This window comes from Massilia scottii (assembly GCF_030846495.1).
Classification (GTDB): Bacteria; Pseudomonadota; Gammaproteobacteria; order Burkholderiales; family Burkholderiaceae_D; genus Telluria_A; species Telluria_A violaceinigra.
In genome coordinates this window covers 25589-52229 of the sequence record NZ_JAVCWM010000009.1, presented here as the reverse complement: position 1 = coordinate 52229, position 26641 = coordinate 25589, and the positions used below count along the sequence as shown (strand labels likewise).

Genomic DNA, 26641 nt, shown 5'->3' with positions numbered 1-26641 from the left:
CATGTCGAATGTCTGTGTCCGCAAGCTATGCATCACCCTGGGTGGCAACGAGATTATCAAGGACCTCGACCTGGCGGTGGAGGAGGGCGAATTCCTGGTGCTGCTGGGGCCTTCCGGCTGCGGCAAATCGACCCTGTTGCACAGCATCGCCGGGTTGATCGAGGTCAGCGCCGGCACGGTGGAAATCGGCGGCGAGGACATGACCTTCGCCGACCCGAGCGAGCGCCATATCGGCATGGTGTTCCAGTCGTACGCACTGTATCCGACCATGACGGTGGAGAAAAACATGTCGTTCGGGCTGCGCATCAACGGCACGCCCACGGCGGAGATTGCGCGCCGCATCGCGCGCGCCGCCGGGATGCTGCACCTCGAACCGCTGCTGTCGCGCAAACCGGCGCAGCTCTCGGGCGGGCAGCGCCAGCGCGTGGCGATCGGGCGCGCGCTGGTGCGCGAAGCGGGCGTGTTCCTGTTCGACGAACCGCTCTCGAACCTGGACGCCAAGCTGCGCGCCGAACTGCGGCGCGAACTCAAGCTGCTGCACCAGACGCTGCGCTCGACCATGATCTACGTGACCCACGACCAGGTCGAGGCGATGACCCTGGCCACCCGCATCGTCGTCATGCGGGCCGGTAAAATCCAGCAGATCGGCGCGCCGGCGGACGTGTACGAGCGTCCCGCCAACCTGTTCGTGGCCGGTTTTCTCGGTTCGCCATCGATGAACTTCATCGACGGCGCGATCGATGCCGACGGCTGCTTTGCCGGCAACGGCTTTCGCCTGGAAGGCGGGGCCGCGGGCGCGGCGGCCGGCCAGGCGCTGGTCCTCGGGATTCGTCCCGAGCATATCCGCATCGCCGACGACGGCGCGCTCGAAGGCACGGTGGCGCTGGTCGAACCGATGGGCAACCACCAGATCGTGTGGATCGCCACCGCCGGCCAGCAGCTCTCGGCCATCGTCAACGACACGCGCGTGTTCGCGCTGGGCGAGACGGTGCGTTTCGCGGTCGACGCGGCGCGCGTGTCGCTGTTCGACAAGGCCACCGAGCAGCGCCTGTGAGCGGCGCGCCACTGCTTTGTCTGGAAAGGGACGCGCCGGGCATGCATAATTCGCGGTTTGCGGTATGCTTTCGCTGTATTTACTAATCTGACCGATCAAAGGAAGTCGTGGCCAATATCAAAGACGTAGCACGCCTTGCCGGCGTAGGCCTGGGAACCGCGTCGCGCGTGGTCAGCGGCAAGGGCTCGGTCTCGCCCGCGACGCTCGAACGGGTCAAGAAAGCCATCGCGGAACTCGATTTCCGCCCGTCGCACGCGGCGCGCTCGCTGCTGTCCGGGACGTCGCAAATGATCGGCGTGTACATTCCCGTCCTCAAGGGCACCTTCTACACCCCGATCCTGCAGTCGATCGACACCGCGCTGCGCGCCGCCGGCCTGCACATGGTGGTGGCGTTCGGGGTCGGCTCGGGCGATGCGCGGCGCCAGGCCATCGAAGGCATCGATTTTTTGATGGAGCGCGGCTGCGATGGCCTGATTCTGCTGACCAATCACCTGTCGGACGAGGACATCGCCGCGCTGGGGCCGAAGCAGTCGCGCGTGGTGGTGCTGAACCACTGCTTCGCCAGCATTGCCGAGCAGTGCTTCTCGGCCGACCATACCGAGGGCGGCATCGCGGCGGCGCGCGCGCTGCTGGAGCACCGGCACCGCAAGATCGCGGTGATCGCGGGGCCGGCGACGTCGCCCGACAACGTCGACCGCATCGCCGGCTTCATGGGCGAGCTTGAACGCAACGGCATCAATACCGAAAAAATGTGGGTGGCCGAGAGCGATTTTTCGCCCGAAGGCGGATGGGCCGCGGCGGCCGAGCTGGTGGCATCAAGCCACAAGTTCACGGCGCTGTTTTGCGCCAATGACGAAATGGCGGTCGGCGCGCTGTCGTACTTCCAGGACGTGGGGCTGTCGGTGCCGGGCGACGTGTCGGTGCTCGGCTACGACGATACGCCGAGCGCGCAGTTCTCCGCGCCGCGCCTGACCTCCGTGCACATTCCGTGGCGCGACGTGACCCTGAGCGGGCTCAATGCGCTGCTCAACCGCTGCTACGGCAGCGCGCATCCGGTGGAGCGCGATTTTCCGATCAGCGTGACCGTGCGCGCCTCCCTGGGCAAGCCGGCCAAGCGCCGCGCGGAGTAACTCCCTGCCTCATCCCTTGGGGATTTACGCAATCTTATGATTGACAAAATTTCTTCACCGTCGCACTATTGCCCTTCGGTTGGGAGCGTTTCCAACCTGTGGCAGCAGCAGAACGGACCCTGGCAGCGGTGTTCACCGGCGGGGATTTTCACTTTTTCGCACTGATACCATGATCAAGAATTCCTGTCTTATCGCAGCCGTCGCGCTGCTGCACGCCAGCCATGCCGGCGCCGCTCCCCAAACCCTGGCCGAGTGGCCGCGCGTGCGCAGCGCCATCGCTCCCGACGCCGCGCTCGAAGCCAAGGTGGCCGGCATCGTGGCCGGCATGACCTTGGCGCAGAAGATCGGCCAGATGACCCAGCCCGAAATCAAGGCCATCACGCCCGACCAGGTGCGCGAGTTTTACATCGGCTCGGTCTTGAATGGCGGCGGCAGCTGGCCGAACGGGAACAAGTACGCCACCCCGGCCGACTGGGTTGCGCTGGCCGACAAATTTTACGACGCGTCGATGAGCACCGACATGACAGTGAAAGTGCCTGTCATCTGGGGCATCGACGCCATGCACGGCAACAGCAATGTGTACGGCGCCACCCTGTTCCCGCACAATATCGGCCTGGGCGCGGCCCACAACAAGAAGCTCGCGCTGCAGATGGGCGAGGCGGTCGGCAAGGCGGTGCGCGCGACCGGCATCAACTGGGTATTCGCGCCTACCCTGGCGGTCACGCGCGACGACCGCTGGGGGCGCACCTACGAGAGCTTTTCGGAAGATCCGGCGCTGGTGCACAGCTACGCCGCCGAATACGTGCGCGGCATGCAGGGAAAGTTCCGCGACGACGCCAACGTGGTCGCCACCGCCAAGCACTTCATGGGCGACGGCGGCACCGACCAGGGCAAGGACCAGGGCATCACCAAGGCCACTCCCGCACAGATGATGAACATCCACGGCGCGGGCTACTACAGCGCCCTGGAAGCCGGCGCGCAGACGGTGATGGCGTCGTTTAACAGCTGGGACGATGTCTCTTCCGGCAAGGACTACGGCAAGGTCCACGGCAGCCGCGAGCTGCTGACCGACATCCTCAAGACCAAAATGGGCTTCGACGGCCTGGTGGTGAGCGACTGGGACGGCATCGGCCAGGTCAAGGGCTGCCGCAACGACAGCTGCGCCCAGGCGATCAACGCCGGCATCGACCTGGTGATGGTGCCGAACGACTGGAAAGCCTTCATCGGCAACACCATCAAGCAGGTGGAAGCGGGCGAGATTCCGATGGCGCGCATCGACGATGCCGTCACCCGCATCCTGCGCGTGAAGCTGCGCGCGGGCCTGTTCGGACAAAAGCCGTCGGCCGGTAAGTACGCCGGCAAGGCCGATGCGCTGCAGGCACGCGCGCTGGCGCGCCAGATGGTGCGCGAATCGCTGGTGCTGCTCAAGAACGATCGCGGCACGCTGCCCCTCACCCGCGGCAAGAAGATCCTGGTGGTCGGTAAAAGCGCCGACGACCTGTCGCTGCAGACCGGCGGCTGGTCGCTGACGTGGCAGGGCACCGATAACAGGAACAGCGACTTCCCGAACGGCGAAACCATCCTGGCGGGCATCAAGGACGCCGCCGGCGCCGCCAACGTGACCTACAGCGCCACCGGCGACGGCGTCGACGTGGCAGCGTTCGATACCGTGGTGGCGGTGATCGGCGAAACGCCGTACGCGGAGTTCGGCGGCGACATCGGCCCGTCCGGCACACTGCGCCACAGCGGACGCCATCCGGAAGACCTGGCCGTGCTCAAAGCCGTCGCCGGCAAGGGCAAGCCGGTGGTGACGGTGCTGGTGTCGGGCCGCGCGCTGTACACCAATGACCTGATGAATTTGTCCGACAGTTTTGTCGCCGCCTGGCTGCCTGGCTCGGAAGGCAAGGGCGTGGCCGATGTGCTGTTCAAGGGCGCGCATGGCTTCAAGGGCAAGCTGTCGTTCTCGTGGCCCAAGTCGATCTGCCAGGCGGCCGTGAACGTGGGCGACGCCGATTACGCGCCGCTGTTCAAGACCGGTTACGGCCTGACCTACGTCAGTAAACAAAAGGTCGGCCAGCTCGACGCCACGTACGCCGACGGCGGCTGCGGCGTGACCAATCTGTATCCGGTATTTAACCAGTCCGACCGCGCCACCTGGCCGCTGTACGTGGTGGTGGGCGACAAGCGCAGCGCGCTCGGCGCCGATTTGAACAATGCGTTCACCCAGCCCGGCGTGAAGATCGAGACCTCGCAGGTGAACACCCAGCAGGACGCCAAGAACGTGACCTGGAGCGGCCCTGCGCGTCTCGAAGCGCGCGGTGCCAGGGCGATGGCGCTGCCGGCCTTCGCCAGCAAGGATGGCGCGCTGCAGTTCGATACCATCGTCGGCACCGCGCCGGCCGGCAAGGTGCTGGTGTCGATGGACGGCGCCGCGCTCGACCTGACGACGGTGTTCAAGGGGCTGGTGGGCAAGGCCAAGCAGACCGTCAGGATTCCGCTGGCCTGCTTCACGGCCAAGGGCGCCGACCTGGCCAAAGTGGAAACGCCGTTCGCGGTGGCCAGCGACGCCGCTTTCAGCGCGGCCTTTGCCAATATCGAGGTGGCCGGCGGAGCTGCGCTCGAGAAGGATGCGCTCAAGTGCGCGGACCTGAAATGAGTGCTGGCGCGTCCCTGAGTGATTGGCCCGCTAGGTCAGTGCCGGCAGGGCGCTGACGTTCGATGCGGCCTGCTCGATCTCGCTCCAGCACTGATCTTGTATCGCCGCAGTCCCGCACCGCCGCTTGCCGGCGGTGTTTTCATTTGGAGATGCCATTCGTCATCGTCGATATTCGCACGACGCTGGGGTGAACTTGCGGGACCGGTGCGCTGTCAAAAAGTGACAATGTGCTCGTGCGCGAGAATCAATCCCAACCTCATCAGGAGATCGACATGCTCAACAGGAAACCAGTAAAACGAATGCTCGGCGCTGGCCTCGCAGCAGTGCTGTGCGCCGCGATGGCGGTGCAGGCGCAGACCAGCGCAACGCAGCAGTCCGGCAGTCAGGGCGGCACCGGACAAAGCGGCATGGCACAGGGCAGCACCGCCAGCGGCACCGGTGGGGCCGCAACCGTGAGCAGCACGGACCGCAAGATTGTCACCGACCTGGCCATGGCGAATATGTCCGAAATCGAGGCGGCCCGCACTGCGCAGAGCAAGAGCGAGGACGATAAGATCAAGAAGTATGCGCAGCAAATGATCGACGACCATACCAAGGCGCTGAGCGAGGTGCAGCAACTGGCGCAGACCAAGGGCATCACCTTGCCATCCACGCTGGACCGCGCGCACAAGGCCAGGGCCGACAAGCTGGCCGCGCTCTCTGGCGATGCTTTCGACCGCGCCTACATGGCGCAGGCGGGCGTGGCCGAGCACAAGAAAACCCACAGCATGCTGACAAGGGCACAGGGCCGCGCCAAGGATGCCGATATCAAGGCGCTGGTGACGCGCATGACGCCGACCGTGGACCAGCATCTGAATGCGGCGCAGGAACTGCACGGCAATATGAACAACGCCAAGGGCAGCTCGGGCACGGCCACGGAGAAGTCCGGGCAGTAGGCAGCAGGCAGCAGGCAAGGCAGGCAAATCCTGCGCGCCAGGCTGTCGATGCCGGCGGGGGGCGGGCCGTGAGCGCGAGCTGAGCGGTCACGCTACAATGACCGTTCATGCTCGCCATCCTCGCCATTACCTTTCCGTTTTTCGCATTGGTCCTGTGCGGCTACCTCGCCGTGCGGCGCCATTTGCTGCCGCAACTGGCCATTCCCGGCCTGAACAGCTTTGTCCTGTACTTTGCCTTGCCGTGCCTGCTGTACCGCTTCGGCTCGACCACGCCGCTGACCCAGCTGCTCGACGCCGGGCTGTTCGGCGTCTACCTGCTGTGCGCGCTGGCGACAGTGGGCCTGGCCATGCTGGTCACCTTGCGCCGCGCCGGCTGGAACGATGGCGCCTTCGGGGCGCTGGTGGCGGCCTTTCCCAACACCGGCTTCATGGGTGTGCCGCTGCTGCTGGCCCTGCTCGGGCCGCGCTCGTCGGGACCGGTGATCGTGGCGCTGGTGGTCGACCTGGTGATCACGACGTCGCTGTGCATCGCCCTGTCGCGCCTCGGGCCGGCAGGCGGGCAGAGTAGCGCGGCGGCCCTGCGCAACGCCCTGGCCGGCATGCTGCGCAACCCCATGCCGTGGTCGATCCTGCTCGGCGCGCTGGCATCCGGCGTGGGACTGGTGTTGCCCGCGCCGCTGATGGACACCATCAGCCTGCTGGCCGACGCCGCCTCGCCCGTGGCCCTGTTCACCATCGGTGCGGTGCTGGCGCGCTCGCAGATGAACGCCAGCGGCCCCACCGCGCTGGCCGATTTTGTTCCGATTGCCCTGATCAAGCTGCTGATCCACCCGCTGCTGCTGCTCGCCATCGGCCATGCCGCCATCGGCCTGGGCATTCCCATCGATCCGTCCGCCCTGACGGTGCTGGTGCTGGTCGCCTGCCTGCCCAGTGCCAGCAACGTGGCGCTGCTGACCGAGCGCTTCGGCGCCGACACGGGCAGGGTGGCGCGCATCATCCTGGTGTCGACCGCGTTGTCTTTCCTGAGTTTTTCGGCAGCCGTCTCGTTGCTGATATGAAACATTTCCGACTTCTGGTAGCCTGTTTGTGAAATAATAACGGGCGGGGACCTCGAAAAACCTACTGCGCGGCGCAATTTTCGCCCTGCGATGCTCACCGTACCTTCGTACGGCTGCGCGTCTCGGACGAAACTTGCGCCGCTCGCTACGGTTTTCGAGGCCCCCGGGCATGTCCCATCGACGGTGTGGCGGCAAATTCGGGGGTTTCGATTGCTAGAAATGTTTGCAGTGGAGCAGGATCTGACGCAGCTGGAAGAGGAGCTTTCTTCCCAGTACGGCGTCGCGCGCCTGAAGCCGATGCTGGCGCTGGCCTGGCACCTGCGCCAGCGCGATCCGGCGCGCGCCCGTGCGCTGTCGATCGACGCCGCGCCGCTGTTGATGCTGCTGCCCGAATCCGAACGCCGGCTGGAACAGGCGCGCTGCCAGCTGATCGATGGCGAAGCGGCCTGGCTGGCCGGCCATCTGGACGCCGCGCGCGCGCTGGCGGACGACGCCTGGGCCGAATTCCACCGCCAGGATGACTCCATCGGCAGCGCCGACGCGCGCTGGCTGCGCGCCTGGATCGAGGTCGATCGCGGCAATGCCGCCGCCAGCGACGCTGAGCTGGTGGGCGCCGCGCATGACGTCTGGCGTGCCGGCGACCGCCTGCGCGCCGACGTGATCGACGCCGCCGCCGCCCTGTTCGCGGTGTTCCGCAATCTGCATTCGGCCAATGAGCGCTGGGGCAAGCGCTTCGACCCGGCCGAAACAGGCCTGCACCCGGCTGCCGCCGGATGGATCAACGATTATCTCGGCACCGCCGCTTTCCAGTCCAGCGACTTCGGGCGCGCCATCGGCCTGTTGATGAACACCTTCGAGGCGGCGCTGGCCACCGGCCAGGTGCGGCGCGCGATCAACGTCGCCACCAATATCGGCAACGCCTTCACCAGCCTCAATGCGCACCACGCGGCCCTCGAATGGATGCAGCGCGGGCTGGATCTGGCGCGTCCGACCGGCTGGCCGATGAGCATTGGCCTGGCGCTGATGCAGACCGCCGAAACGCTGCGCCAGCTGGGCCAGCGCGAAGCGGCGCTGGAACTGCTGCACGAGGCGCTGGCGACGCTCGCACCCATGTCCGGATCGCGCGCCTACGCCATCGCGCTCGAATACGAGGGCGACCTGGCGCTCGACGGCGGCGACTATGCGGCGGCGCTGGCAAGCTTCGCGCGCCTGGAAGCGCGCGGCGAGGCGCTGCGCCAGGCCGACTTCCAGAGCGGCGCGCGGCGCGGCCAGGCGCACGCGCTGTCGCACATGAACCGCCCGCTCGAGGCGCTCGACAAGGCTGCGGCGGCGCTGGCGCTGGCGCGCGAACACGGCGACGCCTACAACCAGATCGCCGCGCTCAAGGTGCTGGCCGAGATCCACGCGCGCCACCGCCTGGCCGATCCCGCGCCGCTGGAAGCGCCCAGTCCCGCGCTGCACTACCTGAAGCAGGCCATGGCGGTGGCGGCCACCATCGACGGCTACACGGTGCCGGGCGACCTGTATGACGCGGTGGCGCGCGAGTACGCCAGCGTCGGCGACTATCCGCAAGCGTATGAAATCGCGCTGCGCGCCGGCGCCGCGCGCGACAAGACGCACAGCCAGGAGGCGACCAACCGCGCCGTCGCGATGCAGGTGCAGTACCAGACCGAGCGCGCCAAGACCGAAGGCGAGCATCACCGCCAGCTCGCCGCGGCCGAAGCCAAGCGCGCCGAGGTGCTGCAGCAGACCAGCGCCACGCTCGAACACCTGTCGGCCATCGGGCAGGAGATCACCACCCATCTGGACGCCGCCGCCGTGTTCCGCGCGCTCGACCGCCACGTGCACGGCCTGCTCGACGCCACCCACTTTTCCATCTTCCTGATCGATGCGGACGGCAGCTCGCTGCGCTGCGCCTTCGGCGTGGAAGCGGGCAAGCCGCTGCCGTCCACGCGCTATTCGCTCACCGACGAACATGCCAATTCGGCGCGCTGCGTGCGCGAGCGGCGCGAGATCCTGCTCGACCTCAATGCCGGCGACGACATGCCGAACCTGATCCCGGGCACCTTGCCGACACTGAGCCTGCTGTTTGCGCCGCTGCTGATCGGCGAGCGGGTGCTGGGCGTGATGACGGTGCAGTCGCTGCAGGCCAGCGCCTACCGCGAACGGGAGCGGCTGATTTTCCGCACCTTGTGCGCGTACGGCGCCATCGCCCTCGATAACGCCGGCGCCTATCTGCAGGTGGCGGCCACGCTCAAGGCCCTGAGCGCGACCCAGGCGCAGCTGCTGGACAAGAACGTCGAACTGGAACAGGCCTACAAGGCGCTGGAAGAGGTCAGCCTGACCGACCAGCTGACCGGCCTGCGCAACCGCCGCTTCTTCCTGCAGCATGTCGACGCCGACGTGGTCATGAGCCTGCGCGGCTACGACGACCCATTGCGCAATGGCGCGCCGGAACGCGAGAATGCGCCGGGCAAGGACCTGGTGTTCTTCATGGTCGACCTGGATCACTTCAAGGAAGTCAATGACCAGCATGGTCACGCCGCCGGCGACGCGGTGCTGGTGCAGATGCAGGAGCGCCTGCGCGAAGTGTTCCGCGAGTCCGACTATCTGATTCGCTGGGGCGGCGAGGAATTCCTGGTGCTGGCGCGCGCCACCCATCGTGACGACGCGAAAGTGGTGGCGGAGCGCATCCGCGAGGCGGTCGCCAACCGCGACTTCGTGCTGCCCGATGGGACGGCGCTGCGCAAGACCTGCTCGATCGGGTTTGCGTGCTTTCCGTTCGTGCCGGAAGAACCGCGCCTGTTGTCATGGTCCGAAGTGGTGGAGCTGGCCGACCAGGGCCTGTACCTGGTCAAGCGCTCGGGGCGCAATGCCTGGGCCGGCATCTACAGCACGCCCGAGGCGCGGCACGACGGCGTGTTCTCGCGCCTGATTCATCATCTGGAGCAGGCGCTGAACGACGGCGAGGCCCGTCTGGTGACCAACATCGACGAGGTGCAGGTTGCCGCAGGCGCCAAGACACGGCGCCTGGTACTTGTGTCCGATAAGGTGACGCCGCGCTAGGCCGAGCGTCGCTGCATCGCTTGTGCCATCGGCGCATCCATGGCCGACTCGATCGTGCGCTGGTCGTTCCGCGAGCGGTTCTGGCTTACCTTCCATTTGCCGTGCATGCGCTCGACCGGAATTTCGATCCCGACGATCATCGTCACCAGCCGGTCGATGAAGTCGGACGGTGCGTCATCGACCGACCATGGCGCCGCCTGCGCCGCTTCGTGGCGCGTGGTCAGGCGGCCGAGCAGCGCGAGTATCCACGCCGGGTCTTCGATGGCGCGCAATGTGCCGTGCGCGTGCACCACGGCGTAGTTGTAGGTCGGGACCACTTTGCCGCTGATTTTCTTGTCTTCGTACAGCGCCGGCGTGATGTAGGCCGATGGCCCCTGGAACACCACCAGCGTCTCGCCAACGTGGCGCCAGAGCGGATTGGCACGCGCGACGTGGGCGCGCAGGATGCCGAATGGCGCGTTCTCATCGCCGGCATCGATCTCGAATGGGATGTGATTGGCATCCAAACCGCCGTCGCCGTGCGTGATGATGGTGCCCAGTGGATGCGCGTCGATCAGGCCGTGCAGCAGCGCTGGACGCATTTCGTCGAAGGCGGAAGGTCCGTACATTAAGCACTTCCTTCGATGACCACGTCAGCCTTGATCGAGTTGGCGATGTAGCACTGCGCGTGGGCGGCGTGGTGCAGGGCGTCGAGTTGGGCGGCGTCGGGACGCGTGCCGTCGGCGAAGGTGATCGCAGGACGCAGCACGATTCTGGTCATCGCCATCTTGCCGTGCGCGTTGTTGTCCATGGTGCCGAGGGCATGGTCGCGGTAGTCGTCCACCACGTGGCCGGCGCGTGCCGCCAGCGAGAGGAAGAACAGCATGTGGCAGCTCGATACCGACGCGACCAGCGCTTCTTCCGGATCGACGGCGGCCGGGTCGGACATCGGCAGCGCTACGGACAGCGGCGAGGACGAGGCGGGCACGCGCAGGCCGCCGTCGAACGACCAGGCGTGCGCGCGGCTGTAGCGGTTGTCCAGGAAAGGCTGCGCGCCGCGCTGCCAGACCAGTTGTGCTTCGAATTGCTGCATCTTGCTTCGCTCCGGATGGTGATTGGACACGACGTGCCCATCCGCTTATCTTATGCGCCGGTTTGGCTTGCTCAAATATCCAATTCACGCGATTATGTGAAGACCAATCACCGGACCGCCATGCTCGTTACCGACATCCTCGCCGCCTTGCCCCTCGCGCGCGGCACACCCGACCCTTTGTTCCGCCAGCTTTACGCGCAGATCAAGGAAGCCATCCTGCGCGGCACGCTCAGCGCCGGCATGCAGCTGCCGCCCACGCGCGAACTGGCGCGCCTGCTCGCGGTGTCGCGCCAGACGGTGCTCAACGCCTACGACCAGCTCAGCGCCGAAGGCTACCTCCATGGCGCCGTCGGCAAGGGCACCTTCATCAGCGACCATCTGGCGCAGGCCGCGCCCGGACCGGATGCCACGCACGCCCCGATGCGCCCCCTTTCCGCGCGCGGCGATGCCTACGCCACGGCGATGGAAAGCGTCGGCTTCCACCAGGGGAAACTGCGTCCATTCCGGGTCAGCATGCCGTCCCTCGACCTGTTTCCGTTCGATGTGTGGAGCCGGTTGAAGGGGCGGCGCTGGCGCCATCCCGACCACCACATGGGCTACAGCGACCCGGCCGGCTACGCGCCGCTGCGCGAGCTGCTGTGCGTCTACCTGCGCGCTTCGCGCGGCGTGACCTGCACGCCGGAACAGGTGATCGTCACCTCCGGCTCGCAACAGGGCCTGTTCTTGCTGTCGCAACTGCTGCTCGACCCCGGCGACCGGGTTTGGGTGGAGTCGCCCGGCTACCAGGGCGCCAGCGCGCCGCTGTTCGCCGCCGGCGCGAACGTGTGCACGGTGCCCGTGAGCGCCGACGGCATGGATGTCGCCTACGGCATGGCGCACTATCCGGACGCGAAAATGGTGCTGGCCACGCCCTCGCACCAGCTGCCGCTCGGCGTGACCATGAGTTTGCAGCGCCGCCTGGAGCTGCTGCGCTGGGCCACCGCCAAACGCGCCTGGATCATCGAGGACGACTACGACAGCGAGTACCGCTACACCGGTCCGCCGCTGGCGTCCCTGCAAAGCCTGGACCGCGCCGGCTGCGTGCTGTACGTCGGCACCTTGTCGAAGGTACTGTTCCCCGGCCTGCGCCTCGGGTACATCGTGGCTCCGCCGGCGCTGGTCGAACCGGTGGTGCGCGCCAAGGCGGTGATGGACCGCCACACCGCCATCGTGCCGCAGATGGTGCTGGCCGACTTCATGGCGGACGGTCATTTCGGCCGTCACATCCGGCGCACCCGCGACGCCTATGCCGAACGGCGCGCGGCGCTGCTGGCCGCGATCGAGGCGCGCATGGGCGAGCAGGTGACAGTCGGCCCGTCCGACGCCGGCCTCGATCTGGCCGTGCATTTCCGGCGCGGCCACGATGAAGCCACGGTTGTGGCGCGCGCGCTGGAACAGGGCATCGAAACGCGCGCCCTGGACTATTATGTCAACCGCATGGCCACGCCCGCGTGCGCATTCGCCCCCGGCTTGCTGCTCGGGTTTTCGTCGCTGACGACAGCCCAAATCGTGCACGGTATCGACGTGCTGGCGACGGTGCTGGCGAAGGTGCCGAAACGCGCGCCTTGAACTATACTGACATCATGACTATTGAACGCTGCTCCTGGGCCAACCCCGCCAATCAACGCTATCTCGATTACCACGACCATGAGTGGGGCGTGCCTTGCCACGACGAGAACACGCTGTTTGAAATGCTCAATCTCGAAGGCGCGCAGGCGGGCCTGAGCTGGGAGACGATCTTGAACAAGCGCGATACCTACCGCCTCGCTTTCGACAACTGGGACGCCGAAAAAATCGCCCGCTACGATGCCGCCAAGGTGGCCGAGCTGCTGGCCAATCCCGGCATCGTGCGCAACAAGCTCAAGGTGGCCGCCGCCATCACCAACGCCCAGGCCTACCTGCGCCTGCGCGCCGGGGGCGGCACGCTCGATCAATACCTGTGGCATTTTGTCGACGGCAAACCGATCGTCAACCACTACAGCGGCGACGAGCGCTCGCCGGCCAAGACCGAGCTGTCGGACCGCCTGTCGAAGGACTTGCTCAAACGCGGCTTCAAGTTTGTCGGCTCGACCATCGTGTACGCGTACATGCAGGGCATCGGCATGATCGACGACCATTCGGCCACCTGCTTTCGCCACGCGCAGCGGACCGCATGAACTGGCAAACCATTTGGAGCGAGCGCGCCCGCTTCGTCATTTTCGATGCCGCCTATGGCGACGGCGCGGCCTTTCAAAAGACGCTGCACGCCTGGCGCAACGATCCGCAGCGGCCCGCGCGCCTGCATTACATTGCGCTGGCCAGCGAGGCGTTGCCCGGCTACCGGCGCATTCCGCAAGTGGAAGACGCGGTCACGCTCGACCTGCTCACGGCGCCGCTCGACAGCGCGCTCGAACAACTGAGCGCACGCCTGGACGCCATCTGGCTGCACGACATCGGTGACGCCGGCACCCGCTTTGCCCACGCGCTGGGCAAACTGGCCGAACCTGGCGCGCTGCTCGACGCCGACGGCCTCACGCACACGCAGATGGCGACCCTGGCGCGCGCCGGCTTTGCCTGGGAACCCGGCGTGCAGCGCGCGGTCTATGCCAGCCGCCGCCCCCAAGCCGGGCCGCCAGCGCCGCGCGCGCGCCGCGCCATCGTGATCGGTGCCGGCCTGGCCGGCGCCGCCGCCTGCGAGCGCCTGTGCGCGCGCGGCTGGCAGGTGACGCTGATCGAACGCCACGCGCAACCGGCGCGCGAAGCCTCCGGCAACCTGGCCGGCATCACCATGCCGCTGCTCTCGAAAGACGACAACCTCATGACGCGCCTGTCGCGCGCCGCCTTCCTGTATGCGCAAGCCTACTGGGACCGCATTGGCGAGAACGGCATCGACAGCGCGCGTTGCGGCGTGCTGCAACTGGCGCGCGACGCCGCGCATGCGGACGTGCAGCGCGCCATCGCGGCAAACCACGCCTACCCCGCCGATTTCGCCGAATGGCTCGAAGCGCCGGCCGCCGGCGAGCTGCTTGGCGCACCCGCGCCCGATGGCGCCTGGCTGTTCCGCCAGGGCGGCTGGATACGGCCCGCCAGCGCCTGCGGCGCCATGCTCACCGCCTGCGGCGAGGCGCTGGTGCGGCACTTCGGCGCCGGCACCGTGACGCTGGAAAAACGCGGCGCCGACTGGTGCGCCATCAACGCCACCGGCGAGGTGCTCGCGCAAGCGCCGGTGGTGGTGCTGGCCAACGGCACCGGCGCGGCCGACGTGCCGTTCGCCGCCGGCCTGCCTTTGTCCCCCGTGCGTGGCCAGGTGACCCATCTGGCCCAGGGCGCCGCGCCGGCGCTGCCCTTCGTATTGTGCCGCGAAGCCTATCTGACGCCGGCCGTGGGCGGCATGCATAGCCTGGGCGCGAGCTACGACGACGATGCCGACCCGGCCCTGCGCCAGGGCAGCCAGGACGAGAACCTGGCAAAGATCCGCACCATGCTGGGCCAGAGCGCGCTTGGACGCGACGCGCCGCTGCAGGGGAGGGTCGGCTTTCGCTGCGTGGCGCCGGACCGCATGCCGCTGGTGGGCGCCTTGCCCGACCCCGACGCGGCGGGCCGCATCGAGCGCCTGCGCGACGTGCCGCGCCATGCGGGCTTGTACGGCTTGCTGGGCTACGCATCGCGCGGCCTGACCTGGGCGCCGCTGGCGGCCGAACTGCTGGCCGCGCAGCTTAACGGCGAGCCCTTGCCGCTGGAGGCCGACCTGGTCGCCGCGCTCGATCCGGCCCGTTTCCTGCTGCGCGAACGGCGCCGTGGCGAGGTAGGATAGCGAACCGGGCATCGTGTCACCCGGTTATAATTGGTATGCAGCAACTCTTTTGCAACGATCGCCGCGCCCAGCGTGGCTGGAGCCGATCACGATGGACGATGCGCCCGAGTCGAACGAGCTGTTTCTGTTTCTTGCCTCCACTGCGCACGATATGAAAAACTCCGTCAGCGTGCTGAGCGGCACGCTGGAAACCTTGCTCGCCAACGCCGCGCCCGGCACCGAAACGGCCTATCCGCAGATGGCGCACATGCTGTACCAGACCAAGCGCCTGAACGACAACCTGATCCAGCTGCTGGCCCTGTACAAGCAGGTCGGCAAACCCGCCTATCCGTTCGACATGCAGCCGCTGGCGATGGGCGACCTGGTGGCGCAGGTGGTGGGCGCCAGCCGCATCCTGCTCGACTCGCGCCATATCAAGCTGGAAACGAGCGCCGATCCGGACCTGGTCTGGCATGTGGACGAAGACTTGATCGTCGGGGTGCTCGGGCATGCGATCAACAATGCCATCCATTACACCAAAGACACGATCCGCCTGGCCATCGGCGTGGTCGACGGCGACCTCGAGATCCGGATCGAAGACAACGGCGCCGGCTACTCGGCCGCCATGCTGGAGGCCGGCGTATCGGCCATGCACGGCGCCAGCGCGGGCGTAAACTTTCTGACCAACAGCACCGGCCTGGGTCTGTATTTCTCCAGTGAAGTGGCCAAGATGCACAAGCATCGCCAGCGCGCGGGCCGCGTGCGCCTGGAAAACGGCGGCGCTTACGGCGGCGCCTGCTTCGTGCTGAGCCTGCCATGATCGTCGATCCCAAGCCGACCGCCAACCTGGCCACCAGCATCGACCTGGTCGACTGGGCCGGCAAGAATTACCTGGTGGTGGACGATTTTATCGGCATCCGCCAGTTGCTGCGCGAAAGCTTGCGCAACCTGGGCGCCAAGAATATCGACCAGGCGTCCAGCGGCGGCGAAGCCATCGCCATGCTGGCGCGCATCCGCTACGACGTGGTGTTGTGCGATTACAACCTGGGCGAGGGCAAGAACGGCCAGCAAGTGCTGGAAGAGGCGCGCGTACGCAATTTGCTGCTGCCGAGCAGCGTCTGGTTGATGGTGTCGGCCGAGAAAGGCATCGAATCGGTCATGGGCGCGGCCGAGCATCAGCCCGACGCTTACCTGATCAAGCCGATCACCGAGGGCGTGCTGCTGACCCGTCTGAACCGCGTGTGGCAAAAGAAACAAGTGTTCAAGCAGATCGACCAGGCCTTTGCCGAGAAGGATTACCTGCGCGCGGCCAAGATGTGCGACAGCCAGATATTGGCCAGCAAGGTGCACGAAATGGAATTGCTGCGCATGAAGGCGCGCCTGATGCTCAAGAGCGGCGAGCCGGAAAAGGCGCGCGAGACCTACGAGCGCGTGCTGCAGGAGCGCGATTATCAATGGGCCAAGGCGGGCCTGGCCAAGATCCGCATGGCCAACGGCGAATACGAGCAGGCGCGCCAGATGTTCCAGGGCGTGATCGCCGAGAACCGCTACTACATCGACGCTTACGATCAGTTGGCGCTCACTTACCAGGGCATGGGACAGCACGAGGAAGCTTGCGCCGTGCTCGAGCGCGCGGCCAAGCTGTCGCCCAATTCGGTGATGCGGCAGCGCTCGCTGGGGCAGGTGTCGCTCAAGCTCGGCAATGTGGGGATGGCTGAAAAAGCATTCCGCAAGTGCATTTCAATCGGTGAATATTCGGTGATGAAAACGGTCGACGCTTATCTCGGCCTGGCGCGGGTCTGCGGGCTCAAGCATGACACCAAGGAAGCGATGCAATTGCTGGTGCTGGCCCAGCGCGAGTTTCCAGGCGAACAAATCCAACTACGCAGCAAGATTACAGAGGGCATGGTCTACCACGAGAGCGGCGACTTCCAGCGCGCGCGCAAGGCCGGCGACGAGCTCGACGAGATGCTCATCGGCAGTCCCGAGCGTCCCGATACGCCCACCTGCCTGGAACTGGCGACCTTGCTGTTTTTCGTCGGGCAGCGCGAGTCGCCTGTCGAGCTGCTGTGCTATGTGATCAAAAACAACCACGACAACCTGCAGTTGCTCGACGACGTGCAAAAAATCTTCGACCACGTCCATATGGGCGACGAGGGGCTGGCGCTGATCCGCTCGTCGAGGAAGGAAGCGAGCGACCTGATGAATCAGGGGGTGTCGCTATGGAAAACCGGCAAGCTGCCCGAGGCCGTGGCCTGGATGCGCAGCGCGCGCATGAGCTTGCCCAACAACCTGCGCATCCTGTTCAACTCGGCGCAGATCCTGATTTCGCACATGCAACAGCTCGGGTATGACGCCGCGCTGGCGTCTGAAGCGACCGAGGTGTTGCTGCACGTGGACAAAATCCTGCCCGGGCAACAGCGCTTCGCCCAGCTCATGGAACAGCTTGCCGTACTGGCGCCGGGAGCGGGCGCCGAGGCCGATGGGGTTGACCCAGGCTGAGCCGTTTGCACGTTTGCGCTTGTCCCGACGCTTGCTGGTGATAAACTGATCACTGCGCGGAAGTTTCCGCATACAACAAGAAAGGGACGTACATGCGCGACATCGCAAATGAAGTCTATGAAAAAATGCGTGTAGGCAGCAGTGCATGGATACGGCCAGTGGCCGCCAAGGGCGATACCGTGCCCTCGTTCCAGGCTGTGCATGAGCAAGTCAAACAGATGGCCGAAGATGGTTTGATTACCATCTCGACCATCAAACGCCAGGAAGACGGCCTGATCGACGCGATCCGGATTCAGCGACTGGCGTAGGCAACTCCTGTAACAGGGCAGCCGCTGCCGCCCCTCCGGGCGGCGTGCCTTGTCAGGCGCCGGTTTTCGGCTTGGCGCGCCGGGATGCGGCCTTGGCCTCACTCTCCGGCTCGCCCTGGCTCGCGTTGGCCGCGTCCGCTGCCGACGGCTGCGCCGCGGACGGCGCCGCCTTGCCGGCAGCATCTCCCGCCTTGTCCGTGCCCGCCTCGGGCATCATTGCGGTCGTCACCGCCTGATTAAATTGTTCCTGCAGCATGTTCCACCACGCTACGGGATTGCTCATCGCGTTCGCCGGTGGCGCGTCTTTCTGCTCTTTGGCTGGCTCGGGCGCTGGCGCCTTGGCCGGGGCCGGCTGGGTGAAAAACGCCGATGCGAACGGCGCCGCCGCCAGCACCGATTTCTCATCCGCACCAGGTTGCTTGACGGCAGCCGCCAAGGTCGCGCCCATCGATTTCAGGGTGGCGATCGTGCCGCGCTGCACTTCCATGGTTTGGATGGTGCCGCGCAGCATGGACACATTGATGTTAAGCCAGGCTTCGACGGCTTTCAGGTCGGCGATTTTCTTGTCCAGCTCGTCGAGCGAGACAGGCGGCATGGCCATATTGGGGAAGGACATCCCCGGCACGGCCATGCTACCCCACAAATTCTTGACGAAGTCCAGCGTGTCGGTCACGGCGCCGACACCGGGGATGTTGGGCATGGGTGGTTTCAGCATGGAAGTCTCCGTAAAGTAGAAGCTTCAGCGTAGCAGATAATTATCATCCTATCAAAGTATGTTGTGCGAGCAGCAAAGCGCGCACTGCTTGGTGTCAGCGGGAAAAGCGCCAGACACGTTAAACTGTGGCCATGACGATCGCCTCCTTTCTCTCCCGACGACGCCGCGCGCTGGCGATCGGCACGGCGACAGTGCTGCTGCATTATCTGGCGATCAGCTTTGTCGGCGCGCGCATCGCGCTGGCGCCGGCCACTGCGCCGGACCTGCAACCGGTCACCATCGTCGCCCAGCTGCACGCGCCGGCGCCGGTGACAGCGCCCTTGCCGCCACCGAAACCGAAGCCGGCTGCCGCGCGGCCGCGCCCGCCGGCCCGGAGCACGCCGGCACCGGCCGCGCCCGTCGTTCAGGCGAACAGCGAGGCCAAGGCCGAGGCCGAGGCCAGCCCCGCCGGCGGCGCGGGCGACGCGGCCGATGCGGCGCCGGCGCCCGTTCAAGCGAGCGCTGCCGAGGTGGCGCCCGCCGTGGAATTGGCGCCCGAGCCGCCGCCGGTGGCGCAAGCGGCACCGGTGGAACCGGTCAAGCCGGCGCTCAAGGCCAGCCTGCCGCCATCGGCCGAGCTGAACTTCGACGTGGCGCGCACCGACCGCGACGGCGGCACCTGGTCTGGCCTGTCGACCATATCGTGGAAGCAAGCGGGGGGCGCCTACAAGCTGTCGATGGAAGCGAGCGTGAGCGTGCTGGTCGCGCGCGTGAACCTGGTGCTGCTCACCAGCGAAGGCACGGTCGGCGCGGACGGCATCGTGCCGCGCACCGCCACCGAAAAGCGGCGCGGCAAGACCCAGACGGCCACCCATTTCGGCGGGCCGGACGGCAAGATTAGCTTTTCCGCCTCCGAGCGCAGCTATCCGATGGTGGCCGGGGCCCAGGACAAGGCCAGCTTCCTGATGCAGCTGGCCGCCATCGGACGGGCCGACAGCGCCCAGCTGGCCAGCGGCGTCGAACTGTTCGTGGGCGAGGAAAAGGATGCCAACCCGTTCGGCTTCGTGCTGGTCGGGAAGGAAGACATCGATACCCGGATGGGGCGGATGGCGACCTGGCACGTCGCGCGTCCGCCGCGCCCGGGGGCCTATAACTCGCGACTGGACATCTGGCTGGCGCCGGCACACAACTGGTACCCGGTACAGATCCGCAATACCGAGTCGAACGGCTCGGTCACCACCCAGACCATCCGCAAGATTCTCATCACCGATTCAGGAAACTAAACTATGCGACCTACACTATTGACACACCTGTTGGGCGGCGCCGTACTGGCCGGTGCCTTCTCCAGCACCGGCGCGGTTGCGGCCGAGCGCGAAGCGCAGCTGCGTCCGGTCAACATGCCGCCCTCGGCCGACCTGCACTACACCCTCAAGGCGCGCCAGAAAGGCTTGAGCCTGAGCGGCGAAGCCCAGGTGACCTGGCGCGCGGGCGAGGGCAAGTACAGCCTCGTCACCGAAACGAAAGCCCAGATGCTCGGCAAGATCCTCGACAGCCGCAGCGAAGGCAAGATCGATAACTACGGTATCGCGCCGGATCAGTTCGTGGAGAAGCGCTTCCGCAAGGAAGCCACCACGGCCACCTTCGACCGCGCCGCCAAGACCCTCAGTTTCAGCGCGGGCAAGGAAACCTATCCCTTGCTCGGTGGCGAGCAGGACCGCAGCAGCGCGCAGTGGCAATTGGCGGCGCTGGCGCGCGCCCAGCCGGAGAAATTCACGCCGGGCTCGGAATGGCGCCTGTTCGTGGCCGGGCGCAAGGATGCGCAGCCGTGGTCGTTCAAGGTGGTCAAGCGCGAAAAGATCACGACCGGGTTGGGCGAAGTCGAGGCGGTGCACCTGATCAAGGCGCCGCCACCGGGCGACAAGGACCAGGCCATCGACCTGTGGCTGGCCCCGGCGCACGAGTGGTATCCGGTGCAATTGCGCTACAGCGATGAAGAAGGCGAGTTCATCGAGCAGACGGTCGACAAGATCAGCAAGAAATAAGCGCCGCTCCCGGGCGCTGCCGGCCCGGGTTTATTGTTGCCGTTGTTTTATCTGCGCATACGGATTGCCCACCGACCCGCCGAACTCGGCAATCGCGCGCCGGATGTCGGCGGCGATGATCGTCTCCAGGCTTTCCGGGTCGACCGAGGCGGCGTACGACAGGGCATCGGCCAGCCCCAGGGTGCGGATGATGGCCAGCATCAAGGCCGTCGAATTGAGGTCGCGCCGGTCCCACACGCCGATCACAAACGCGCTCAGGCGCTTCCTGGCCGCATGCGGCAGGATTTCATAGGTTTGCCATTGCCTGTCGGCCAATTGCGACAGTGCTTGCATCATCATCAACTTTTCCGCCGGGTCCGGCACCCCATGCCGGAACGAGCGCAGCAGGGAGGCGAGTTCCTTCTCCACCTGCGGAGACGGCAAATAATCGGGCAAGGCAGTAATCCTTTGCAACTCATCTTGATCCACGCATCTCTCCTCTTAATGATGTGATATTACTTTGGTTTCAATAATTCTTGCAATTATGAAACAAGATTGCAAACAGGGTGGGACCATTTGGTCGGATTGCCTTGGCTTAACTGATATACTGACGCCCCCAACGGCAAGACCTTTTGCCGAGAGCAAGAAACTGGTACCGGAACACGATGATGGAAACAACGGCAGGCGTGGCTGCAGAACCACTGACTTTAGGGCAAGACGACCACGATTCCTTGCAGGCGCATTTTCACGCCGGCATTTCGGCTGACGAGATCGAGCAAGTCTTTCATTTGAAGCGGGCGCAGCCGACGCTGCAAGCGTTCACCGCGCTGTTCCATGGCGGCGCCGACGGCGTGCTGATCCGCCTGCTGGTGCTGCGCGAACTGGCGGCCGATACCAGCACCACCGCGTTTTCGCGCGCCGACATCAACCAGAAGCTGGCCTACCTGATTCCCGAAAGCCTGGAAACGGTGCTCACCCGCCTGCGTTCGCACAGCCTGCTGGCCTGGGATGCCCAGGCCGCGGTGTACCGCGTCACGCCGATGGCGCGCAACGTGCTCTCGTCGCTCGACACCCTGCTCTCGATGGGCCAGGCCGACGACGACGCCGAGATGGGTTTCCTGCTTTCGCAGGTGGCCGGCGCCCAGGCCGTGGGCGGGGTCACCGTCGAACAGCTCAAGCACCTGCTGGGACGCCTGGTCGAACTGACCGAGGAATTTCGCGATGCGATCGCCTCCGGTTCCGAGTTCCGCCTGCGCACCTCGCAAGCGAAGTGGCACATGGCCTGCGACTGGGTCGAGAAGGGTTCCGAGATCCTGCGCGCGATCACCAGCGACGAGCGGGCCGACTCGGCCACCCACAAGGCCGCGCAAGCCATCGGGCGCGCCCAGAGCGCGCTGCTGAACATGCAGGGCATGTTCTCGCGCGCGTTGAACCAGATCGAGCGCCAGCGCGTGCACCTCGGCCAGTCCGGCCTGTCGACCACGGACGTCAAGCGCTGGCTGCTGGCGCACGACGATTTATCGAGCCTGGCGCAGGGCGCGATCGACCGCCCGGTCATGCCGCTGTTCGTCACCCCGGCCGAAATGATCGACGTGGCCGAAACCGAACTGCTGGCCGAGCGCAGCGCCAGCACCGGCCCGAGCGGCCTGCCGCAGGGCGAGGATGCCCCGCTGACGATCAACGACGGCCCGGCCATCCAGGCCGAACTCGATGACTGGCTGGCGCGCCTGGCCGATTTTGCCAACCTCGGCAACTTCCCCAGCTTCTCGGAGCACGGCCCGAAAACGGTGCCGATCCAGGATTCGCTGCTGCCGGCCAGCTTCGCGGTGGCCTCTTACCGCGCCTCGATGCTGCCGCTGCTGGGCGACGCCGCCGAGGCCAGCCTGCAGGGCGCCACCGCGCAGCTGGCGCGCCTGCCGATCACCTTCACGCCCACCGACGAGATGGTGCAGCTGAACGACCCGCACGTCTTTGCGATGTCGATCGCCACCCTCTCACTTGATCTGGAAAGCGGCCCGGCCGATGATAAATGACGACTCCCAAATCCTGATTGCGCGCCTGCTGACGCACCAGACCCTGCGCCGCGACGACAAACTGGTCAAGCGCGTGCTGTCCGATGAACTGTTCCGCGCCGAAGTCGACAAGCGCCTGCTCGAATCGGGCCTGAAGCTGCTCGATAACGTCTACGCCGACCACGTCACGCTGGCGCTGCACCGCGCCGTGGAGCCGAAGATTTTCGGCGCCAAGGATATCTGGCAAAACAATAACTTCGGTCTCACGCGCGACGGCGTGGCGCTGCTGGTGGTGCTGTGGGCGCAGATCATCCTGCCCAAGCGCGAACGCCAGGAGACCCACCAGAACGCCGACGACGACCAGAACGACCTGTTCGACAAGGACAAGCCGATGCCGCGCGCCGAAGACACCTCGATCGGCATCTCGTACACCGCGCTGCTGTCGGACTTCGGCGACAAGCTCGGTAAAAAGACGCGCATGGACATGAACCTGGGCGCGCTCTCGCGCATGGGCTTCATCGAACGGCGCGGCGACGTGATCCTCGAAGGTCCCCTGCTCGACCTGCTGATGGATACCGACGTGCTCAAGGAGCGCATCATCAACGGCGCCCTGGCCGACGTCTTCAAGCGCGCGCCGGTGGCGGTGGCGGTGCCCAAGCCGGCTGCCGGCGAAGCCGCCAACGACGCCACCGCCATGCGCGACGCCAGCGCCATCCGCGACGCCGAGGCCCACGCCATTGCGCTGGCCGCCATCGAGCCCGATCCTGGCGCCGCCGAAGCTGATGCCGACGCCGATACCCCAACCTGAGGCTAGCCCATGTTCCACATTAAATCGCTCGAACTGGTCCACTGGGATTACTGGCAACGGATCAAGAACATCCCGCTCGACGCCAAGATCATCACCATCGCCGGCCAGAACGGCTCCGGCAAGACCACCTTGCTCGACGCGCTGCGCACCCTGTTCGGCCTCGATTGCTCGATGGGCCGCACCTACAAGCACTACGCGCGCCACTCGGGGCAGCAGACCGCCTGGATCCGTTCCGTGGTCGACAACAAGGCGGTGGGGCGCCAGCTGTCGAACCGGCCGTTCCGCAGTTCGGGCTTTTTCAGCGACGATGAAGTCACGCTGTTCTGCAAGATCGAAAAGAACGGCGGCGACTGGAAGCGCCAGTACCTTATGCGCCCGGGGAATATCCAGATCGAGGAAGTCAACGACGCCACCGACTGGCTCGGCGTCGAGAATTACCGCAAGCGCCTGCACAACGCCGGCCTGTCGCCGGCCATGGCCAAGGTGCTGGCGCTGGAGCAGGGCGAAACCGACAAGCTGTGCGAATACGCGCCGCGCCAGCTGCTCGACCTGGTGTTCCAGGTTTTCGGCGACAAGGAAGTGCTGGACGCCTACGACGAAGCCAAGCGCCACCAGCGCGACACCGAAACGGAACTGAAGCGCTTCGAGAGCGAACTGGAAGCCTCGCGCACCAACCTGGAAGGCTTGCGCCTGCGCGTGGTCAATTACCACCAGTGGGAAGACCTGCACAAGGAACGGCGCAACCTGCTGGAAGAGGTTCTTCCGAGCCTCGAATACCACGAAGCGCGCGAAAAGGCGGCGGCGGGCAGCCGCGCGCTGCGCGACGCCCGCAAACCGATGGCGCAGGCCGACACACAGCTGATTGAAAAGCGCAATGCGCTGGCGGCGCAGGCAAAAGCGCTGTCCGACGCGCAGCAGCAGGAAACGCTGCTGGAGCAGGAAGCGACGGTGCTGGGCAGCCGTTTGACCCAGGTCAACGCCAGGTTGAAGCCGCTCGACAGCCTGCTCGAACAGAAGGAGCGCCTGCAAAAGCTGGCCGCCGATTCGGGTGCCGACATCGCGGAAGTGGCGGCCCAGCTGGACCAGAAAGAAGCCGAACTGGCACGCCAGCGCCAGTTGCGCGACGCCCTGGCCAGCCGCATCCTGACCGAAAAGTCGACCATCTCGGCCTTGCAGGGCAAGAGCGCCATGCCCGAGCCGGACGCCGTGCGCGGCATGCGCCGCGCGCTGCGCGACGACGGCATCCCGCACGCGATGCTGTCCGATATCGTCGAAGTGACCGATCCGAAGTGGCAGGGCGCCGTGGAAGGTGTGCTGGGCGGGTATGCCTCGGTGGTGCTGCTCGAACGCGCCAAGGATGCCGCGGCCGCGTACCGGCTGGCCGAGAAGGAGCGCTATCGCCACTTCATCGTCCCCGAATGCATCAAGGCACCGGCGGTGAAGGATGACAGCCTGTTGTCGGTGGTGCGCTTTTCGGCCCCCGCTCCGCCATGGCTGATCGACCAGCTGGCGCGCATCGAGCGGGTCGACTCGGTGGAGAAGGGCTTCAAGCTGCACAAGGATGCCGAGTGGATCACGCCGGACGCGTATCACCGCGAACGGCGCGGCGGGCGCTCGCTGTTCGTCGAAGTGTCGCGCTACCGCTTCGGCACGGCCGGGCGCACCCAGCGCATGGAAGCGCTGCAAAAGTCCTTGCCGGCGCTGGAAGCGCAGGAAGACGCGTTCACGCTCGCCATCAGCAGGCTGGCATATGAAGTGGGCGCGCTCAAGGCGCGCATCGCCGGGGTCGACGCGGCCAAGGAACTGGCCGCGCGCCAGGCCGAATTCGACGAAGCCTTGCGCGGCACGGTGCCGCTCAAGGCCGAGCGCCTGGAAGTGGGCGCGCGCCTGGGCGAGCTGCAGGCATTGACGAAAGCGGCCACGGTGGCGCGCACGCGTGCCGACACCACATGGCAGAACGCGCGCATGTCCCTGTCCGAAGCCGAAGCCGGGCTGCGGCTCGGTCACAAGCGCCAGATCGAGCAGCGCGCCGACCATGCGCGCGCCTTGCTCGAACTGCGCCGCGCCTGGCGCCATCTGCCGCAAGGCTGGCGCCGTCCGGCGCGGCGTGCCTCGCTGGTGGCCGAACACCAGAACGCGCACCAGGTCGACCTGCGCGTCGCGTCGCTGGAACATAGTCTCGCGCGCGACGACTGGGAGCTCGATGCCACGGTCATCGACCAGCACCATCGTCTGAACGAGCAGTTGCAGGGCCGCCAGACCGAGACCGACGAGCGGCGCTACCAGAACAACCGCGCGATCGAAGCGACCGCCAATGCGCGCGGCGCGTACATCGAGCGGCTGCGCTACACCATCAAGACCTATAGCAAGAACATCAAGGAGCTGGGCGAACTGGCGGGCATCGAGGTGCATGCCGATCCGGTCAAGCTGGAGAATGAAGACGTGCAGCTGTCGCAGGCCGGCCTGCACGTGCGCTTCAAGTTCGACGGCAAGGACCAGATCGGGATGAACGACGGCGAAGCGTCAGGCGGGCAGCAGGTGATGAAGTCGCTGGTGCTGCTGATTGGCTTGCTCAAGTCGGAAGATGGCTCGGGCGGGTTTGTGTTCATCGATGAACCGTTTGCCCACCTGGATATCCGGAATATCCAGCTGGTGGGCGAGTTCCTCAAGAACACCGAGGCGCAGTATTTGATGACCACGCCGCTGACGCACAACACGGATGTGTACGACCCGTCCGAGCTGACGCTCATCACCAGCAAGAAGAAGAAAGATATGCCGTGGGCGCAGCCGATTTTCGTGCTGCAGCGGCGCGTGACGCCTGCGGTGGCGGTCTGAGAGTTTGTCCCCGCGCCAAGGCGCGGGGACAACGAGACTAAGCCGCGTTGACCGCCTTCTTCAACGCCCTGCGCCAGCGGATCAAGCCCGCCGAATACGTCCCGAAATAGCCCGCCGTCAGTCCCAGCGCAATCAGGGTAATGAAGCTGTCGGTGAACCCCGGCGTCGGCACATTGCTGCCCTGGTTCGCATAAATCTCCACGCCGATATACATCACGCGCGCGAAAAACAGCATCGCAATGACCATCCCCAGGCGCGCGTTCGGCGTGAAGTAGCAGGTATCGTTTTCAAACCTGGTCAGCCGCAGCCCCCAGATCCCGTACGCGATGCCGGCCGCCGTGCCCAGCGCCAGCCAGCCGAGCAGTACCGGCCGCGACATCACCTCCGACCCCGCCACCAGGATCATGGCCGCGAACACGCCCACCCCCGTGTAATGGCGCGAGACGATCGAGCGCTGGCGCATCATCATGGCCTTGAGGCGCTGGTAGAAGCGCCACACCAGGAAAGGGGCGAGCACCAGCAGCGCGAGAGTGGTAATTGACATGGCGATTGTGATTCCGGTCCTGAAACACGCATTATAAACGCCCGCCGCACGCCGCCGATTCCACCCACCGTGCATGGCATACGCCCCGTAAATACCGGAAAAGAGCAGATTGACAAGCCCGTCAGTAGTGCGCAA

23 protein-coding genes are annotated in these 26641 nt (G+C 65.9%); 17 read left to right on the top strand and 6 right to left on the bottom strand.

Translation table 11 applies throughout. The features are described from left to right. Position 1 precedes the first annotated feature (1 nt). The 3 genes from RBA41_RS14410 to RBA41_RS14400 all read left to right on the top strand — a co-directional run bounded on the left by RBA41_RS14410 (position 2) and on the right by RBA41_RS14400 (position 4840). Positions 2-1054 (top strand): ABC transporter ATP-binding protein, encoded by a 1053-nt coding sequence (locus tag RBA41_RS14410; RefSeq protein ID WP_306624712.1) that lies wholly within the window; start codon positions 2-4, stop codon positions 1052-1054. Positions 1055-1161: 107 nt separating this feature from the next. Continuing rightward, positions 1162-2184, top strand: coding sequence for a LacI family DNA-binding transcriptional regulator (locus RBA41_RS14405; RefSeq protein ID WP_306624711.1), 1023 nt, complete (start codon positions 1162-1164; stop codon positions 2182-2184). A gap of 169 nt (positions 2185-2353) precedes the next feature. Then, positions 2354-4840: a glycoside hydrolase family 3 protein gene (locus tag RBA41_RS14400; RefSeq protein ID WP_306624710.1), complete on the top strand. Its 2487-nt coding sequence runs from the start codon at positions 2354-2356 to the stop codon at positions 4838-4840. A 30-nt stretch (positions 4841-4870) separates the two neighbouring features. On the opposite strand, the gene RBA41_RS14395 is transcribed toward RBA41_RS14400, so the two are convergent. After that, positions 4871-4996 (bottom strand): hypothetical protein, encoded by a 126-nt coding sequence (locus RBA41_RS14395; RefSeq protein WP_306624709.1) that lies wholly within the window; start codon positions 4994-4996, stop codon positions 4871-4873. A 116-nt stretch (positions 4997-5112) separates the two neighbouring features. On the opposite strand from RBA41_RS14395, the gene RBA41_RS14390 reads away from it, so the two are divergent. From RBA41_RS14390 to RBA41_RS14380, 3 genes are all read left to right on the top strand, one after another. Beyond that, the gene (locus tag RBA41_RS14390; protein WP_306624708.1) at positions 5113-5775 is read left to right on the top strand and encodes a DUF4142 domain-containing protein; all 663 of its coding nucleotides are present in this window, start codon (positions 5113-5115) and stop codon (positions 5773-5775) included. 107 nt (positions 5776-5882) lie between these two features. Next, positions 5883-6833 (top strand): AEC family transporter, encoded by a 951-nt coding sequence (locus RBA41_RS14385; protein ID WP_306624707.1) that lies wholly within the window; start codon positions 5883-5885, stop codon positions 6831-6833. A 219-nt stretch (positions 6834-7052) separates the two neighbouring features. After that, positions 7053-9899 (top strand): sensor domain-containing diguanylate cyclase, encoded by a 2847-nt coding sequence (locus RBA41_RS14380; RefSeq protein ID WP_306624706.1) that lies wholly within the window; start codon positions 7053-7055, stop codon positions 9897-9899. On the opposite strand, the gene RBA41_RS14375 is transcribed toward RBA41_RS14380, so the two are convergent. Together RBA41_RS14375 and RBA41_RS14370 are read right to left on the bottom strand one after the other, a co-directional pair. Beyond that, entirely contained in the window at positions 9896-10507 is a 612-nt protein-coding gene (locus tag RBA41_RS14375; protein WP_306624704.1) for an FMN-binding negative transcriptional regulator, read from the bottom strand. The two genes, RBA41_RS14380 and RBA41_RS14375, sit on opposite strands and share 4 nt — an antisense overlap. Continuing rightward, positions 10507-10971, bottom strand: a complete 465-nt coding sequence (locus tag RBA41_RS14370; protein WP_306624703.1) for an OsmC family protein — start codon at positions 10969-10971, stop codon at positions 10507-10509. The genes RBA41_RS14375 and RBA41_RS14370 overlap by 1 nt, the downstream gene beginning before the upstream one ends. 96 nt (positions 10972-11067) lie before the next feature. Between RBA41_RS14370 and pdxR the strand changes: the two genes are divergently transcribed. The 6 genes from pdxR (at position 11068) to RBA41_RS14340 (ending at position 17592) form a co-directional block, all read left to right on the top strand. Further along, positions 11068-12579 (top strand): MocR-like pyridoxine biosynthesis transcription factor PdxR, encoded by a 1512-nt coding sequence (gene pdxR / locus RBA41_RS14365; RefSeq protein WP_306624701.1) that lies wholly within the window; start codon positions 11068-11070, stop codon positions 12577-12579. 14 nt (positions 12580-12593) lie between these two features. Next, on the top strand, positions 12594-13166 hold the full coding sequence (locus tag RBA41_RS14360) for a DNA-3-methyladenine glycosylase I (protein WP_306624700.1): 573 nt from the start codon (positions 12594-12596) through the stop codon (positions 13164-13166). Next, positions 13163-14803 carry an FAD-dependent 5-carboxymethylaminomethyl-2-thiouridine(34) oxidoreductase MnmC1 gene (gene mnmC1, locus RBA41_RS14355; protein WP_306624698.1) on the top strand — a complete coding sequence of 547 codons (1641 nt, stop codon included), beginning with the start codon at positions 13163-13165 and terminating at the stop codon, positions 14801-14803. The genes RBA41_RS14360 and mnmC1 overlap by 4 nt, the downstream gene beginning before the upstream one ends. 49 nt (positions 14804-14852) lie before the next feature. Then, on the top strand, positions 14853-15602 hold the full coding sequence (locus RBA41_RS14350) for a sensor histidine kinase (RefSeq protein WP_306624696.1): 750 nt from the start codon (positions 14853-14855) through the stop codon (positions 15600-15602). Further along, positions 15599-17284 carry a tetratricopeptide repeat-containing response regulator gene (locus RBA41_RS14345; protein ID WP_306624695.1) on the top strand — a complete coding sequence of 562 codons (1686 nt, stop codon included), beginning with the start codon at positions 15599-15601 and terminating at the stop codon, positions 17282-17284. The genes RBA41_RS14350 and RBA41_RS14345 overlap by 4 nt, the downstream gene beginning before the upstream one ends. Before the next feature lie 92 nt (positions 17285-17376). Further along, complete coding sequence (locus RBA41_RS14340) at positions 17377-17592, top strand: hypothetical protein (RefSeq protein WP_099874024.1); 216 nt, start codon at positions 17377-17379, stop codon at positions 17590-17592. A gap of 52 nt (positions 17593-17644) precedes the next feature. Here the strand turns inward: RBA41_RS14340 and RBA41_RS14335 are convergent, their stop codons facing one another. Next, entirely contained in the window at positions 17645-18307 is a 663-nt protein-coding gene (locus RBA41_RS14335; RefSeq protein WP_306624694.1) for a PhaM family polyhydroxyalkanoate granule multifunctional regulatory protein, read from the bottom strand. A 131-nt stretch (positions 18308-18438) separates the two neighbouring features. Between RBA41_RS14335 and RBA41_RS14330 the strand changes: the two genes are divergently transcribed. After that, positions 18439-19569, top strand: coding sequence for a DUF3108 domain-containing protein (locus RBA41_RS14330; RefSeq protein ID WP_306624693.1), 1131 nt, complete (start codon positions 18439-18441; stop codon positions 19567-19569). A 3-nt stretch (positions 19570-19572) separates the two neighbouring features. Then, on the top strand, positions 19573-20328 hold the full coding sequence (locus tag RBA41_RS14325) for a DUF3108 domain-containing protein (RefSeq protein WP_306624692.1): 756 nt from the start codon (positions 19573-19575) through the stop codon (positions 20326-20328). A 30-nt stretch (positions 20329-20358) separates the two neighbouring features. On the opposite strand, the gene RBA41_RS14320 is transcribed toward RBA41_RS14325, so the two are convergent. Next, positions 20359-20763 (bottom strand): hypothetical protein, encoded by a 405-nt coding sequence (locus RBA41_RS14320; protein WP_306624691.1) that lies wholly within the window; start codon positions 20761-20763, stop codon positions 20359-20361. A 209-nt stretch (positions 20764-20972) separates the two neighbouring features. On the opposite strand from RBA41_RS14320, the gene RBA41_RS14315 reads away from it, so the two are divergent. Genes RBA41_RS14315 through RBA41_RS14305 form a run of 3 tightly spaced genes read left to right on the top strand, consistent with a single transcriptional unit; the run spans position 20973 to position 25962 of the window. Further along, positions 20973-22340: a hypothetical protein gene (locus RBA41_RS14315; protein WP_306624690.1), complete on the top strand. Its 1368-nt coding sequence runs from the start codon at positions 20973-20975 to the stop codon at positions 22338-22340. After that, complete coding sequence (locus RBA41_RS14310) at positions 22333-23127, top strand: hypothetical protein (protein ID WP_306624953.1); 795 nt, start codon at positions 22333-22335, stop codon at positions 23125-23127. Before RBA41_RS14315 ends, RBA41_RS14310 begins: the two co-directional genes overlap by 8 nt. Positions 23128-23136: 9 nt before the next feature. Further along, positions 23137-25962, top strand: coding sequence for an ATP-binding protein (locus tag RBA41_RS14305; RefSeq protein WP_306624688.1), 2826 nt, complete (start codon positions 23137-23139; stop codon positions 25960-25962). Positions 25963-25999: 37 nt separating this feature from the next. Here RBA41_RS14305 and RBA41_RS14300 read toward each other — a convergent pair whose 3' ends face one another. Next, complete coding sequence (locus RBA41_RS14300) at positions 26000-26506, bottom strand: CcdC protein domain-containing protein (protein WP_306624686.1); 507 nt, start codon at positions 26504-26506, stop codon at positions 26000-26002. Positions 26507-26641 lie beyond the last annotated feature (135 nt).

Bases quoted from the DNA above. Each gene is read 5' to 3' on its own strand.
- RBA41_RS14410 (WP_306624712.1), top strand. From the start codon at position 2: ATGTCGAATGTCTGTGTCCGCAAGCTATGCATCACCCTGGGTGGCAAC.
- RBA41_RS14400 (WP_306624710.1), top strand. From the start codon at position 2,354: ATGATCAAGAATTCCTGTCTTATCGCAGCCGTCGCGCTGCTGCACGCC.
- RBA41_RS14395 (WP_306624709.1), bottom strand. From the start codon at position 4,996: ATGGCATCTCCAAATGAAAACACCGCCGGCAAGCGGCGGTGCGGGACT.
- RBA41_RS14390 (WP_306624708.1), top strand. From the start codon at position 5,113: ATGCTCAACAGGAAACCAGTAAAACGAATGCTCGGCGCTGGCCTCGCA.
- RBA41_RS14385 (WP_306624707.1), top strand. From the start codon at position 5,883: ATGCTCGCCATCCTCGCCATTACCTTTCCGTTTTTCGCATTGGTCCTG.
- RBA41_RS14380 (WP_306624706.1), top strand. From the start codon at position 7,053: ATGTTTGCAGTGGAGCAGGATCTGACGCAGCTGGAAGAGGAGCTTTCT.
- RBA41_RS14375 (WP_306624704.1), bottom strand. From the start codon at position 10,507: ATGTACGGACCTTCCGCCTTCGACGAAATGCGTCCAGCGCTGCTGCAC.
- RBA41_RS14370 (WP_306624703.1), bottom strand. From the start codon at position 10,971: ATGCAGCAATTCGAAGCACAACTGGTCTGGCAGCGCGGCGCGCAGCCT.
- RBA41_RS14360 (WP_306624700.1), top strand. From the start codon at position 12,594: ATGACTATTGAACGCTGCTCCTGGGCCAACCCCGCCAATCAACGCTAT.
- mnmC1 (WP_306624698.1), top strand. From the start codon at position 13,163: ATGAACTGGCAAACCATTTGGAGCGAGCGCGCCCGCTTCGTCATTTTC.
- RBA41_RS14345 (WP_306624695.1), top strand. From the start codon at position 15,599: ATGATCGTCGATCCCAAGCCGACCGCCAACCTGGCCACCAGCATCGAC.
- RBA41_RS14340 (WP_099874024.1), top strand. From the start codon at position 17,377: ATGCGCGACATCGCAAATGAAGTCTATGAAAAAATGCGTGTAGGCAGC.
- RBA41_RS14335 (WP_306624694.1), bottom strand. From the start codon at position 18,307: ATGCTGAAACCACCCATGCCCAACATCCCCGGTGTCGGCGCCGTGACC.
- RBA41_RS14330 (WP_306624693.1), top strand. From the start codon at position 18,439: ATGACGATCGCCTCCTTTCTCTCCCGACGACGCCGCGCGCTGGCGATC.
- RBA41_RS14325 (WP_306624692.1), top strand. From the start codon at position 19,573: ATGCGACCTACACTATTGACACACCTGTTGGGCGGCGCCGTACTGGCC.
- RBA41_RS14315 (WP_306624690.1), top strand. From the start codon at position 20,973: ATGATGGAAACAACGGCAGGCGTGGCTGCAGAACCACTGACTTTAGGG.
- RBA41_RS14305 (WP_306624688.1), top strand. From the start codon at position 23,137: ATGTTCCACATTAAATCGCTCGAACTGGTCCACTGGGATTACTGGCAA.
- RBA41_RS14300 (WP_306624686.1), bottom strand. From the start codon at position 26,506: ATGTCAATTACCACTCTCGCGCTGCTGGTGCTCGCCCCTTTCCTGGTG.